Below are 13,711 nucleotides of genomic sequence, written 5' to 3' on the forward strand. Positions count from 1 at the left end.
GACATTATATTAAACCTTCGGGATAAGCTTTTATTGATTTACAGTGAAAAAGTGATGATAGGTGCTTAAAAAGCATGTAATTACCTTGCTATCTTAAAAGTTTTTTATTACTAAATTGTAACAAATTTTCTGAGAATGATATTTGTTTGTATTTTTGGCGTTGGTTACGAAGATCATCTAGCTGGTCTATTGGTATACCAATTTTTTCTGCTGTTATTACCAATTCAATTGCCTTATCTAAGCTTTTATTTAGGGGCTGGTGGCAGCTTATTAGCTTGAATAATAGCGTCTCGGGTTAGTTAATAGCGTTATAATTTGCTATAGGGTGTCATATCAATATCGATTTATTAGGCGCTTTATTTTATAGCCAGTCTTCGATCATTAGCCGTTATGGTAAGCTCGATTGTTACAGCTGGTAATAAACTTACATGAGTAACAACTTAAGTGGTAATGCTCGTCTTGGCGGTTAACTGTTTTGACTCGGCCGAGTAAAGTATCTGTGGGGGAGAAGTATTGAAACTAGGGCCTGATATGACTAACACAGATTAGCGGCACAGATTAACTGCACTGATTAGCCACAATGAGTCGTTTAACTGTTAGCGCGATTAAGCCTTTAAGTTAAAGGCTTAATCGAAGCTTGAACAAAGGTTGAGTCTGGCAGGGTTTACTTAATTGCTTGTAAAATAACAAACTTACCATTTGACGCCACAGTGTTGCAGTTTTTAAATAAACGCTTCAATTTTACATGGTAAGCCAAATGCCGATTGCCCACGACTTGTAACATGCCGCCAGGGGCTAAACGTTTACGGGCATCAACAAACATCTGCCATGCAATGTGATCGGTTATTGCTTCCCCCTGGTGAAAAGGAGGGTTACACAACACCAAATCAGCCACCATTTCAGCATCTAAGTGGGTTAAACAATCATCCCAATGAAACTGCGCTTTTTCACGAGCAAAGCCATTTGCTTGCCAATTGTGACGACTCGATGCAACGGCCATTTCTGAGTCGTCTACAAAGTGGATAGTTGCTTGCGGGTAAAGTTGTCCGGCTCGCAGGCCTAAAATACCATTACCACAACCAAGATCTATAACGGTATAAAACTCACCTTCTGGCAAGTTATCTAGCATGATACGAGCACCAATATCGAGCTTGTTAGCGGCAAATACATTGCTTAAGTTACTGATGTTAAGTGATAACTCATCAACAGGCCAGTTGACAGCTTGTGGAAGTTGGCGTTTATTACCGTCAGCAATACAAGTGATTACGCGGGTTTTCTTCCAAGTTAAGCTAGCATTAGCAGCGCCTAAATTTTTCTCAATGACGGCTAAAATCGCTTTATTGATGGTTTTTGCTTTAGCGCCAATGAGTACCTGAGTACCTTTTGGTAAAACCTGAGATAAGCGCTGCAATTGATGAGCAAAATAACTGAGGTTTTTTGGCAGCTTCATTAACACTAGCTGCAAGGTGTCAGGTAATAGCTCACGGCTATGAAAACGCTGGATATTATCTGATGGCAGTTGATTGGCTGCTAAGTTTAACTCAGCCCCCAGTAAACTGGTTTTCGCGTCGGTTTCCACAAATAAAGGCCAGCTTGGCTCAATCGCAACAAGGCCGCATTGCAGCGCCCCAAAATTATCATTAATGATGGCGGTATTAACTGGGCTCGTGTTTGACTGAATCTGGCTTGACTCAATAATATGTTTTATCAGGTGTTCATCGGCGGCATCCCAAGCTTGCAGGTTGGACTCTTGCTGCTTTGGATAGCGAAAAAGTGTTAACTCAATTCCTTCACATGAGAATTGGTTTGCCGTCATTATAATTACCTGTCATCAACATCATCAAAATAGCCGATAATTATCGCAGATAAGCGTTTATTGTGCGAGAGGAACTCAGGGCTTATCTGCAGTTAATCGCCCCGTTTAATCGCCATATCTAAAATGATGACGCCTTACACCCAAATTGCCCTGTGGCGTATTTGTTCGACATAGGCTGATAAGGTTTGCAGCGCCAAGGTGACTGATGCTAGATTACATAGGCAATAGATTAAGCTCAACGCGCTAATAACATTAACATTTACAAAGGAATTGTATGAAAGGTGCAGGTGGAACGTCAGGTGGAATTGGGTCATTTTTTATTGGTTTGATTATGATGTGCGGTGGTTTTTATATGCTACTGAATGCCATTAAAATCACCAGTTCATTTGGTATGGGGCATAGTCTATACAGAATGGGCGGTATGAACCTGACCAGTGGCATGATCATGATCCCATTTATGTTTGGAGTAGGTTTGATGTTTTACAATGCCAAAAATATTTTTTGCTGGATCCTAACCTTTGGCTCACTGGTTGCGCTTATCTTCGGCGTGATTAGCTCAATTAATTTTCGCTTTACCCAAATGAGCGCGTTCGAATTAATTGTTATCTTAGTGCTGAGTGTTGGCGGCTTAGGGATATTTTTACGCTCACTGAAAACCATCGACAGTAACAGCTTGAGCTAATCTACTGTTTTGTTTTACTGCAAGCAATAGTAAAACCCTGCACCATTTTGCAACAATGCTGAGTTCAATAATTGGCTCAGTATTGTCAATGCTATATTTATCTTCATCTGCTTGATTGTTTATTGGTACTATTTGGCTACTTAGTTTTTATTGGTATCTATTTTGACTACTGACTCGCCTTCACAGCCACTTGAACAAAAGCCATCGTCTAAACAAGCATTTCCAGTATTGCCGTGGATTATGACATTTCTTAAGCCTTATCGAATGAGAGTGGTAGCGGCAATTATCTTTTTATTTATCGGCTCATTTGCTTGGTTATCACTAGGCCAAGGAGTGAAGATGATGGTCGATGAAGGCTTTGTGGCTGATAACGCTGGCCGGCTCAATGAAATCGTCTTGTTTATATTAGTGATAACCGCAGTAAGTGGCACGGCGGTCTTTTGTCGCTTTTACTTAATGACTTGGCTAGGTGAGCGGGTTATCGCTGATATTCGCTTGAAAGTATATAACCATTTATTGTCATTATCGCCGGCATTTTTTGCCGAGCAGCGCACTGGTGAAGTGATTTCACGCTTTACCGCTGACAGCACGTTATTGCAAAGTGTGGTGGGCAGTAGTTTGTCGATGGCGTTTCGCTCAAGTGTTACCGTGCTCGGCGCTATAGTGATGATGGCGCTGACCAGTATTAAGTTAACGGGCTTAGTGTTACTGGCTGTGCCTATGGTGTTTGTTCCGGTTATTTTTCTTGGTAAAAAAGTGCGTCAGTATTCACGTACCAGCCAAGATAAAGTGGGCGATCTGGGGGCGTATATCGATGAAACCCTCCATGAAATTCATACCGTGCAAGCCTACGGCCATGAAAGTAAAGATCGCTACGTGTTCAATGAGCAAGTTGAAGCTGTGATGACCGCGGCTAAAAGCCGTATTCTCTATCGCTCTATTTTAATATCTTCAGTAATGTTTTTAAGTATTGCCGCTATTGCCTTGGTGCTGTGGGTTGGGGCGCAAGATGTGATGGCGCAAAATATTACCGCTGGTGAATTATCCGCCTTTATGTTTTATGCGGTAATGGCAGCAGGTGCAGTGGCCACCATTAGTGAAGTGTTCAGTGAAATTCAGCGCGCCTCAGGCGCTGCAGAGCGATTAGTTGAGTTAGTGAACACTCCTATTGATTTACCACAAGTTACAACTCCTCAGATGCTCCCTGATGAGGTTAAAGGCCAACTGAGTCTAGAGCAGTTACGTTTTGCTTACCCTAGTGTTGCCGATGATGTCATTAAAGGCATTGATTTACAGATTAAGGCGGGTGAAAGAGTTGCGTTGGTAGGAGAAAGCGGCGCCGGTAAAAGTACCTTATTTGAATTATTACTGCGTTTTTATCAACCTCGCTCAGGCGCTGTTAAGTTAGATGGATTTGATATCTCGCAGTTGAGCTTAAACCAATTACGCGAGCAGTATGCATTAGTGCCACAAGACTCAGTTATTTTCGCCACTAACGTACTTGAAAATGTTCGCTATGGCCGGGTTGATGCCAGCGAAGATGAGGTTATTAACGCTTGTAAAACAGCTAAAGCTGATGAATTTATTAATGAGTTACCTGACGGCTATCATACCTATTTAGGTGAGAGAGGCGTTAAGCTCTCAGGTGGTCAAAAACAGCGCATTGCCATTGCCAGAGCCATATTGGCAGACAGACCTATTCTATTATTAGATGAAGCCACCAGTGCCCTAGATGCGGTGAGTGAAGTGTATGTAAAGCAAGGTTTAGATAATCTGATGCAGGGCAGAACCACCTTGATCATTGCCCATCGATTAGCCACAGTGATTAATGCCGACAGAATTGTGGTGTTAGAAAAAGGCCAAGTCGTTGCTGTGGGCACACACCAAGAGCTAATGCATACAAGTGAAATTTATAACGCGTTTGCCAGCTTGCAATTACTCGCTGACATTGACATAGGGCAAGAATCTGCTTAGCGCTGACTATTTTCAGTTTAGCCAGCGATAAAAAAATGCCTTCAATTGTGAAGGCATTTTTGATGTTGTTACGAATGATATTTCTTTTAAATCATATACCGTGGACTGCTACTTTCTTAACTCGCGGCGTAAGATTTTACCCACAGTGCTTTTCGGCAGTTGCTCGGTAAACTCAATAATGCGTGGAATTTTATAGGCTGTTAATTGGCTGCGGCAATAATCTGAAATTTGCTGTTTGGTTTGCGCTTCATCAATTGAGGGATCTTTTAAAACGATCACTGCTTTAACTGCTTCACCGGATTTTTCATCTTCGACACCGACTACCGCGCACTCAAGCACTAATTCGTTTTGGGATAAAATATCTTCCACTTCATTGGGATAAACATTAAAACCTGAAACGATAATCATGTCTTTTTTGCGATCGACTATTTTGTGAAAACCATCTTCAGTAGCGACTGCAATATCGCCGGTTTTAAAATAACCGTTACGGGTCATGACTTTGGCGGTTTCTTCAGGCTTTTGCCAATAGCCTTGCATCACTTGTGGGCCTTTAACTGCAAGTTCGCCAGCTTCACCTAATGGCACTTCTTCATCGTTTATATCTAATATTTTAACCTCGGTGGCCAATACAGGTTTACCAATAGTGCCTAACTTTTGGTAACCCGGCGCATTTAAGCTCACTACCGGGGCGGTTTCTGATAAGCCATAACCCTCAGATATCATACTGCCAGTAGTTTTTTGCCAAATATTTGCCGCAGCACTTGTCAGTGCTGTGCCGCCAGAGAGCGTAATGGTTAACTTACTAAAATCCAATGCTTGAAATTCTGGTTGGTGGCATAGGCCAACAAATAAAGTATTAAGCCCTGCAAAGCCAGTAAACGGATAACTGGCCATAGTCTTTATTAAGCCTGCAATATCGCGTGGGTTAGGGATTAGCACTGAGCAGCTGCCAGATTCAAAATACAGGACTAAATTCACCATAAAGGCATAGATATGATAAATCGGTAACGGTGCGACAAAAATGTCCTTGCCTTCAGTCATAGTGCTGGCAATACGCGACTTTACTTGGCCTGAGTTAGCCAACATATTGCGATGACTTAGCATGGCACCTTTTGATAAGCCCGTGGTGCCGCCAGTGTATTGCAGCGCGGCTAGATCTTCTTGCTGAGGTTTGTAAGGACTAAAGCTTGATTGTTCACCTAAGGCGAGCATGTGGTTAAATTCGACTTTTGCAAAAGGGGTGTCGGCTTGAGGCTGAGGATTAATTAAATCCAGTGCATGGGTGCTGATGACTAATTCAATATCAGTTTTCGCAACTACATTATTTAATGTGGGTAATAAGTCAGATAACACCACCAAGGCTTTTGCGCCGGAATCATTAAACTGATGGATTAGCTCACGTTCAGTATACAGCGGGTTAGTGTTGACTATGATTAGCCCCGCACGAATTGCACCGTATGCGGCAATCACAAATTGAGTGATATTTGGCAACTGAATCGCGATGCGATCCCCAGGTTTTAGCTGACTATGGTTTTGCATGTAGGCGGCAAACTGACGTGAAGCAAGTTCGAGTTCTTTAAAGGTGGTTTGTTTCCCCAAACAAGCATAAGCCACATTATCCCCATAACGTTGGCAAGTTTGTTCGATCAAATCTACCAATGAATCATATTGCTGTAGATTGAGTTCTTTATCTGCGTCATACCCCATGCTTATCCCCTTTGTTGTTTTTTTTGCTGCATTTCAAACAGGCGTTTAGATTAGAGTGGTTTTAGTTAACAGGTCAACAACATTCTATAGCTTTGTAAAATTATAGTATTAAAAAGTATGGAGTTTTTGCTCTATAATGGCTGATGGTTAGCATTATCTATTCGTTCAGTTTTGATGATTTTTTGAACTAGAAAGGTGTTCTTGAGCCTCATGGTTAATTGGTTTGTAAGTATAAAGTCAGCGTTATCAACTGCCTTGCTATTCATTTAGTTAGTGTTTTAGTCTTTTACTCTGTTATTACCTCGAAATGCGTAGATTATTTTGAGAGGTAATCGAAATTGTTCGCAATTAGCTTGCATTTGTTATAGAAATGTAACCGAGATGATGTATTTCATTTTGGGAGAGACGATTTTTAATCATATGTTTATGAATAAAAATGAGTCACAAGCAAAAATATAATAAATAAAGAGACCACATGATGACCAATCTAAAGAAAACAACCAAGTTTGGCTTTAGCTCATTAAGCCTCGCAATTACAGTAGCATTGACTGGTTCAGTCATGTCTACTCAAGTCGCAGCTGCGGAAGAAGTTGCAGACAATGTAGAAAAAATTGCTGTTGTAGGTAGCCGCGCTGCACCTCGTTCAGTGGGTGAGTCCCCTGTACCTATCGATATCATTAGCGCTGATGATTTAAGGAAGAATGGCTCTACCGACATGATTGATATGTTGGTCACCTCAGTACCATCATTTAACTCGCGCGCTCAGCCGATTAGTGATGCTGCAACCCTTGTGCGCCCAGTCAATTTACGTGGATTGCCTTCAGACAGTACTTTAATCCTTGTTAATGGTAAGCGACGTCATCGTGCGTCTGTCATTGCATTCCAAGGAGGTGGCATAAATGATGGTGCTCAAGGGCCTGACATTTCGGTGATTCCAAGTATTGCGTTAAAGCAAGTTGAAGTGCTGCGTGATGGCGCCGCGGCGCAATATGGTTCTGATGCCATTGCAGGTGTAATGAACTTCCAATTAAAAGATAGCGCTGAAGGTGGCTCTGTCTCTGTTTCTCACGGTGAATATTATGAAGGCGATGGTGCAACGACAACCGTGGATGGCAACATCGGATTGCCGTTAACAGATGCTGGCTTCGTTAATATTAGTGCGCAATACAAAACTGCTGATGCAACCAGTCGCAGTGTACAGCGCCCTGATGCTGCGGGTTTAATTGCGGGAGGAAACACATTCGTTAATGATCCTGCCCAAATATGGGGTAACCCAGAAATTAAAGATGATTACACTGTATTTGCGAATCTTGGCTTTGACTTTAATGACAAGCACAGCCTTTATGCATTTGGTAACGTATCGTCAAGAGATGCTGTGGGTGGCTTCTATTACCGTAACCCCCATAACCGTGGCAATGTTTACTCCCTTGATGGCGGCGAAACCTTGCTAGTGGGGGCAGTAAATGGCGATCCATCAACATGTGATGTTGTGCCTGCAAATGTACCTAATGTACTTGATACCCCTGAATATGCAGCAATGGTTGCAGATCCTAACTGTTTCTCAATGAACCAAGTGCGCCCAGGTGGTTATACCCCTCAATTTGCTGGGACCATTGAAGATATGTCTTTCTTCTTAGGTTTTGAAGGCGAATTTGGTGAGTGGGCTTATGATGCCAGTGCAGGTACCGGTGCCAACAAAGCAAGTTTTAGCTTAAGGAACTCGCTTAACCCTTCTTTAGGTTTAGCGGCTAACCCTGAAGATACTCAAACTGATTTTGATACCGGTGCTTACGAGCAAGTTGAAACCACAGTCAACCTCGACTTCTCGCGTTATTTCACCATTGGCTCAATTGAAGATATTAGCTTTGCAACGGGTTTTGAGTGGCGTGAAGAGTCATTTGAAATTACTCAAGGTGAAGAAGCTTCTTGGTTAGCTGGCCCATACGCAGATCAAGGTTTCAATATTGGTTCCCATGGCTTTAAAGGTTTTGGTCCTGAAGCTGCGGGTAAAAACTCTCGAACCAATATTGGTATTTATGCCGATGTTGAAGCGTATTTAACTGATGATTGGTTATTGGGTTTAGCGCTGCGTTATGAGGACTTTTCTACTTTCGGCGATACCTTAAATTATAAGATTTCAACCCAATATTCAGTGAATGATTACTTGTCAATTCGTGGCTCACACAGCACTGGGTTTAGAGCGCCAACAGTCGGTCAAGAGAATGTGGTTAACACTCAAACCTCGATTGTAAACGGTGATTTGATCCAGACATTTATTGCTCCACCAACGGATCCATTAGCGGCATTTTATGGTGGTGAAGTTTTAGAACCGGAAGAATCCATCAGCTATGCGTTAGGTACGGTATTTGAGTATGAAGACTTTTTCTTAACGGTTGATTACTACAATATTGAAGTGACAGGTCGTCTGGCGCAGTCAAGTCAAATTGAAGTACAAGCGGATGATTATGATGCGTTAAGAGCGGCGGGAGTAGAGTTTCCTGAGTTAATTTCGGCGGTTACTTATTATACCAATGACTTTGATACTACAACTCAAGGTATTGATATTGTGGGTTCGTATGAAACAGAGCTGATGTCTGGTGACTCAATGTTCAGTCTTGCCTATGGCTGGACGGATACAAACGTTGATAAGTTTGATCCAGATACTACTGACGAAGGTAAAGTGCGTCGTTTAGAAGATGGTATTCCTGCTCATCGTGCGACCTTAACGTGGAATCAAACCTGGGACGATTTAAACGTATCGTTACGTGGTAATTACTTTGGTGAATACTATGCAACCCATGCTGATGATACGTCTGATTGGGGTTCTGAAACGGCAGATTCTGCTTTCACTGTTGACCTTGAAGTGAGTTATACGGTAGTTGATGCATTAACTATTTCAGTGGGTGCGAATAATATCTTCGACCAAGAAGCTCAAAAGCTTAAAGACGGTACTTTAGGTGCTCTAGGTGCAGTTTACTATGAAAGTGGTCCATTCGATTATAACGGTGGCTTCTACTACGGTAAGTTAACTTACAGCTTTTAAGCGTTTAACTTGAACAAGAAAGACTGCATCTGCAGTCTTTTTTTTGCGATAAATTTATTGAGTTGAACTTGCTAAACACTAATCGAATCAGTTAACCGCATCTAAAGTATCAAACAATGATTCAATGGTGAGCACTGTTGGCAGCTTAACCCCTTGTGGGTACTTAGGGCCGTAAACTTTATTGAATGGCGTACCCATGCCGCCTTCATTGGTTACATAGGTTTCGATAAGTGCATTAGGTTCAGTCCAATTGCCTTGCATTAAAATGATATTATCTGCAGTAAGTACATTAACGACTTTTTCTCTATGGGTGACATTGGCTTGGTTGGTTCGACAAGGCAAGCACCAGTCCGCGTATACATCCACAAATACAGTATAGCCTTGCTCAACTAAAGGCGCTATTTGGCTTGGGTTAAGCGTTTGCCACTGCAAGCGTTTATAAGCATTGTAATCTTCATCTTTTTGTAAAAAAGCATACACCCCGCCAAAACATAAGGTCATAAAACTAAGTAACACGATGATCGCAGTAGGAATATTATTCCCTTTTATTTTTAGGATAATCAGTAAACCGATACCGGTTAGTAGTAATCCAAGTAATATTGGCAGCAATAAGGCCATAGGATGTGTTCTCAGTTAATTATGCAGAAGATATAGGCGACTATATCAAGTTTTACTTAATTTGAGGTTAAACCCATGTTGTCAGTGGTCATTCATGGTAACGTTACGCCTTTATTAAACTGCAGATAATTAAATGAATATAATCATCTGTATTTAATTGTAAGAATATTCACTCATTAATGATTTGGGAAATAAAATGGCGTTTAGTACGTGGTTAGGTCTATTGGCTATCTGTTGTTTAGGAGCCATGTCTCCAGGTCCTAGTTTAGCTATGGTGTTAAAACATACTTTATCTGGTGGGCGATTACATGGTGTTGTTTGTGCCTGGGCACATTCAATAGGTATTGGTGTTTATGCTTTGGTGACCTTATTAGGGCTTGCAGTGGTGCTAGAAAAGTCGCCAATTGTGTTTAACGGTATTGCGATTCTGGGGGCGCTTTATTTGGCCTGGATGGGGTTTCAAGCACTAAACTCTAAAGGTGGTATGGAGCAAAAGCTACAAGCAGGAGTGCCAGCATCTTTACTTGAGGCTGCAAGAGACGGTTTAGCGATATCATTATTTAACCCAAAGATTTTATTATTCTTTTTAGCATTATTTAGTCAGTTTGTGCTTGCAGCTGAAACCATGGCAGGTCAAACCGTTATTGTGCTAACGCCCTTGGTTGTTGATGGGCTTTGGTACACCCTTATTGCCGTGGTGTTATCCCATGGGCCGATCTTAAATCGGTTACGAAACAAAGCGGCATTGATTGATAAGTTATCGGGTGTGGTACTTATCTTGCTGGCAGTTCGGGTGTTGATAAATCTATTTTAAATAGTATTTATTACAGATAGAGAGAACAAAAAAGCCATCTTGCGATGGCTTTTTTTGGTTAAAGCAGTTGTTAGTTCTTAAATACTTGTACTGAATCGTCTTTCTCTACAACGTCCTCTTCTGATGCCTGCTGGCTTCCTGGTGGGTTCTTTATATGGTCATTTAAGTTTTCACTTAACATTCCTTTGAACTCCTCAGAAAACCACTCTAAGGCATTATCTTTTTCAGCTTCTAAATTTGAAGACTTAATTGCAGCTTCAAATGCATTGTAACGTGCTGCAGCAAAGCGAAGGGCAGTACCGACTTTGCCAATATCGTTTTCTTGCTGGCTAAGTTGGTTTGCTAGCGCGATAAATTGATCAGCAATTTGGTACATTGTTGTTTCAGTTTTTTCTTCTGACATATTTTCCACTTTTTAGTACTGGTTTAATTGCAATTAGTTTACCCACTTTAAAACTTAAATTCAGGTAAAAAACCATTGAATTTGCGGATTCGATCCAATTATTAAACAATAACGTCATTTTAACTGTCTGGGTCAGAGTCAGTGATCACTTGACCATTTCGAGAGTCATAGTAAATAGATAAATTCGTCAATGAGTTATAAAAATAGCGACATTGATCAGGATTTATATAGGTGGCTTGGTAATCTGATACGTTTTCATCGGCAGTGGTGGAAACACTGGGGGCATCTTGTAGTACGGTTTCCCATACCGATATACAATCAGCGACGTTGTTTAGCCTTGGTGATGGCTCAAACGGAGGCCAGTTTTGTGCTGGATATCCCCACTCATTAATATCTAATTGGCCATCAGTACCGGCATTTTCAAATATTGGCAGATTATCAGCAGGGCCTGAATAGCCTAACGCAGCCCATTTTATATGCGCGAGGCTGATACCGGTTGCGAAGCTGCCGCCAGTGGCTTTTACATTTGCCACATGCGCATCTTGTTGAAGGTTGATAAACTTAGGCAAAGCGATGACGGCTAAAATAGCCAGTATAATAATGACGACAACCAGTTCAATAAGCGTAAACCCAGTTTGAGTTATTTTGAGCTTTTCAATTTGCATTTAGGCATCTTTAGTAATGTGTTGTTAAATAATTGTAGATTGGTTTAGGGGTTATAGGTAGGTATGAGATGAAATATGCGAATTGGCAGCAGCTGTTTAATGAGCAACAACAGCAAGGCTATTATCTTGAATTAATGAATTTTTTAGCGACAGAGCGCCAGCAAGGCAAGGTGATATACCCTCCAGAAAATGAGACCTTTGCAGCTTTTGATCTAACGCCATTGAAACAGGTAAAAGTGGTTGTATTAGGGCAAGATCCTTATCATGGGGCAGGGCAAGCTCACGGTTTATGTTTTTCGGTACAAGCTGGAGTGAAAACGCCGCCTTCTTTGGTAAATATCTACAAAGAGCTTAAGCAAGATATCAGTGGTTTTATCATTCCCGAACATGGCAACCTAACTGCTTGGGCTAAACAAGGGGTGTTATTGCTTAATACGGTATTAACCGTTGAAGAAAGTAAGGCTCATTCGCACTCAAAAGCGGGCTGGGAGCATTTTACTGACCAAGTAATGCAATGCCTTAATCAACAAATTGAACCTATTATATTTGTGCTGTGGGGCGCTCACGCGATAAAAAAAGGCCGCTGGATAACCTCACCTCAGCATCATATTCTTTCAGGGCCGCACCCGTCGCCGTTATCGGCTTATCGTGGGTTCTTTGGTTGCAAACATTTTTCAATTATTAATCAATTATTAGTGGCAAAAAATAGTACGCCAATTGATTGGCAAGTGTAGGTCTTAGCAATAAAAAATGCACTTGATAGCAATCAAGTGCATTTTAATATTCAGTAACAGCTTAGTTTAGTGGTTTTTAGTTATTACGCTGAACTGAAATCTTAGCTAATGAGATAAGCGCGGTTTTGTATTCGCTATCAGCAATTGGCGCTAATGCCGCAATGGCTTTATCCGCTTCTTCATCGGCTTTTTGTTTGGTGTACTCTAATGCACCTGAATCTTTTAAGGCTGCGACGATTTCGTCGATAGCTTTGGTGCCATCTCCATTTTCAATTGCGTCTTTGATCAGCGCTTTAGCTTCATCATTACCGTGTGCCATGGCATAGATTAGCGGTAAGGTAGGTTTCCCTTCGGCTAAGTCGTCACCAATATTTTTACCTAGCTCATCAGCATCTGCAGTGTAATCAAGCAAGTCATCGGTTAGTTGGAATGCGGTACCTAAAAATTTACCGTATTCACCTAATGCGTGTTGTTGCTCTTTGCTCACATCTGCAATCACACCTGTGAGTAAGGTCGCGGCTTCGAATAATTTAGCTGTTTTGCAGTAAATCACTCGCATATAATTCTCTTCGGTGGTTTCAGGGTCATTACAATTCATTAATTGTAAAACCTCGCCTTCGGCAAGAATGTTAGTGGTGTCAGCCAGTACGCGCAGTACTTTCATGCTATCTAACTCAGTCATCATCTGGAATGAGCGAGTGTATAAGAAGTCGCCAACAAGCACGCTAGCGCTATTGCCAAAAAGGGCATTAGCGGTTTTACGGCCACGTCGTAAGGTTGATTCATCAACAACATCATCATGCAGTAGTGATGCCGTATGAATAAACTCTATAATGGCAGCTAACTTTAGGTGTTCTTCACCTTTATAGTCGATAGCACGAGCGGCTAAAACTGAAAGCAATGGACGTAGTCGTTTACCACCGCCATTGATAATGTAAAAACCGAGTTGGTTTATTAATGCAACATCAGACTCAAGTTGTTTGTAAATTAACTGATTTACGGCTTGCATGTCGTTATCAGCTAGTTGACGAATGGCGTTTAAATCCATAATGGTCTCTAGTTATTAGGCTACCGGACAAAATTATATTGCCCACTATATAAGGTTCAAATTGTATATTAACAAATTTTACCGAATTTTCATGCTTTAGGCAGCTTTTGTTCTTAGATAGTGGGAGTTAAGCCGAGCTTTTTTTATTGATTCAAATTTAACGCTTGCCAGAATGCAAATCTTGCCGTAGAATCCGCGCCCATTGTC

General features: G+C 41.4%; 11 protein-coding genes. 5 read left to right on the top strand and 6 right to left on the bottom strand.

From position 1 onward, the window contains the following. Nucleotides 1-664: 664 nt before the first annotated feature. Entirely contained in the window at nt 665-1,816 is a 1,152-nt protein-coding gene (locus tag AB4140_RS05315) for a methyltransferase (protein WP_372000056.1), read from the bottom strand. A 274-nt stretch (nt 1,817-2,090) separates the two neighbouring features. On the opposite strand from AB4140_RS05315, the gene AB4140_RS05320 reads away from it, so the two are divergent. Together AB4140_RS05320 and AB4140_RS05325 are read left to right on the top strand one after the other, a co-directional pair. Next, a complete protein-coding gene (locus tag AB4140_RS05320; RefSeq protein ID WP_372000058.1) occupies nt 2,091-2,498 on the top strand; it encodes a hypothetical protein in 408 nt (135 codons plus the stop codon). A 162-nt stretch (nt 2,499-2,660) separates the two neighbouring features. Beyond that, nucleotides 2,661-4,472 carry an ABC transporter transmembrane domain-containing protein gene (locus AB4140_RS05325; RefSeq protein WP_372000060.1) on the top strand — a complete coding sequence of 604 codons (1,812 nt, stop codon included), beginning with the start codon at nt 2,661-2,663 and terminating at the stop codon, nt 4,470-4,472. 108 nt (nt 4,473-4,580) lie between these two features. Here the strand turns inward: AB4140_RS05325 and AB4140_RS05330 are convergent, their stop codons facing one another. Beyond that, on the bottom strand, nt 4,581-6,179 hold the full coding sequence (locus tag AB4140_RS05330; RefSeq protein ID WP_102438883.1) for an AMP-binding protein: 1,599 nt from the start codon (nt 6,177-6,179) through the stop codon (nt 4,581-4,583). A gap of 475 nt (nt 6,180-6,654) precedes the next feature. On the opposite strand from AB4140_RS05330, the gene AB4140_RS05335 reads away from it, so the two are divergent. Next, on the top strand, nt 6,655-9,222 hold the full coding sequence (locus AB4140_RS05335) for a TonB-dependent siderophore receptor (protein ID WP_102438881.1): 2,568 nt from the start codon (nt 6,655-6,657) through the stop codon (nt 9,220-9,222). Between the two features lie 87 nt (nt 9,223-9,309). Here AB4140_RS05335 and AB4140_RS05340 read toward each other — a convergent pair whose 3' ends face one another. After that, on the bottom strand, nt 9,310-9,840 hold the full coding sequence (locus AB4140_RS05340) for a thioredoxin family protein (protein WP_102519357.1): 531 nt from the start codon (nt 9,838-9,840) through the stop codon (nt 9,310-9,312). Nucleotides 9,841-10,036: 196 nt separating this feature from the next. On the opposite strand from AB4140_RS05340, the gene AB4140_RS05345 reads away from it, so the two are divergent. Beyond that, on the top strand, nt 10,037-10,654 hold the full coding sequence (locus AB4140_RS05345) for a LysE family translocator (RefSeq protein WP_102438877.1): 618 nt from the start codon (nt 10,037-10,039) through the stop codon (nt 10,652-10,654). A 70-nt stretch (nt 10,655-10,724) separates the two neighbouring features. Here AB4140_RS05345 and AB4140_RS05350 read toward each other — a convergent pair whose 3' ends face one another. Beyond that, complete coding sequence (locus tag AB4140_RS05350; protein ID WP_303413759.1) at nt 10,725-11,057, bottom strand: DUF3144 domain-containing protein; 333 nt, start codon at nt 11,055-11,057, stop codon at nt 10,725-10,727. 119 nt (nt 11,058-11,176) lie between these two features. Further along, nucleotides 11,177-11,722, bottom strand: a complete 546-nt coding sequence (locus tag AB4140_RS05355) for a prepilin-type N-terminal cleavage/methylation domain-containing protein (protein ID WP_372000064.1) — start codon at nt 11,720-11,722, stop codon at nt 11,177-11,179. A 68-nt stretch (nt 11,723-11,790) separates the two neighbouring features. Between AB4140_RS05355 and ung the strand changes: the two genes are divergently transcribed. After that, complete coding sequence (gene ung, locus AB4140_RS05360) at nt 11,791-12,456, top strand: uracil-DNA glycosylase (protein WP_372000066.1); 666 nt, start codon at nt 11,791-11,793, stop codon at nt 12,454-12,456. A 76-nt stretch (nt 12,457-12,532) separates the two neighbouring features. Here the strand turns inward: ung and ispB are convergent, their stop codons facing one another. Further along, nucleotides 12,533-13,504 (bottom strand): octaprenyl diphosphate synthase, encoded by a 972-nt coding sequence (ispB, locus tag AB4140_RS05365; RefSeq protein ID WP_102438869.1) that lies wholly within the window; start codon nt 13,502-13,504, stop codon nt 12,533-12,535. Nucleotides 13,505-13,711 lie beyond the last annotated feature (207 nt).

The sequence above is a fragment of the Shewanella sp. 10N.286.51.B2 genome (assembly GCF_041469265.1).
Lineage (GTDB): Bacteria > Pseudomonadota > Gammaproteobacteria > Enterobacterales > Shewanellaceae > Shewanella.

Coding starts and splice junctions, on each gene's coding strand:
- AB4140_RS05315 (WP_372000056.1), bottom strand. CDS start 1,816: ATGACGGCAAACCAATTCTCATGTGAAGGAATTGAGTTAACACTTTTT.
- AB4140_RS05320 (WP_372000058.1), top strand. CDS start 2,091: ATGAAAGGTGCAGGTGGAACGTCAGGTGGAATTGGGTCATTTTTTATT.
- AB4140_RS05330 (WP_102438883.1), bottom strand. CDS start 6,179: ATGGGGTATGACGCAGATAAAGAACTCAATCTACAGCAATATGATTCA.
- AB4140_RS05335 (WP_102438881.1), top strand. CDS start 6,655: ATGATGACCAATCTAAAGAAAACAACCAAGTTTGGCTTTAGCTCATTA.
- AB4140_RS05340 (WP_102519357.1), bottom strand. CDS start 9,840: ATGGCCTTATTGCTGCCAATATTACTTGGATTACTACTAACCGGTATC.
- AB4140_RS05345 (WP_102438877.1), top strand. CDS start 10,037: ATGGCGTTTAGTACGTGGTTAGGTCTATTGGCTATCTGTTGTTTAGGA.
- AB4140_RS05350 (WP_303413759.1), bottom strand. CDS start 11,057: ATGTCAGAAGAAAAAACTGAAACAACAATGTACCAAATTGCTGATCAA.
- AB4140_RS05355 (WP_372000064.1), bottom strand. CDS start 11,722: ATGCAAATTGAAAAGCTCAAAATAACTCAAACTGGGTTTACGCTTATT.
- ung (WP_372000066.1), top strand. CDS start 11,791: ATGAAATATGCGAATTGGCAGCAGCTGTTTAATGAGCAACAACAGCAA.
- ispB (WP_102438869.1), bottom strand. CDS start 13,504: ATGGATTTAAACGCCATTCGTCAACTAGCTGATAACGACATGCAAGCC.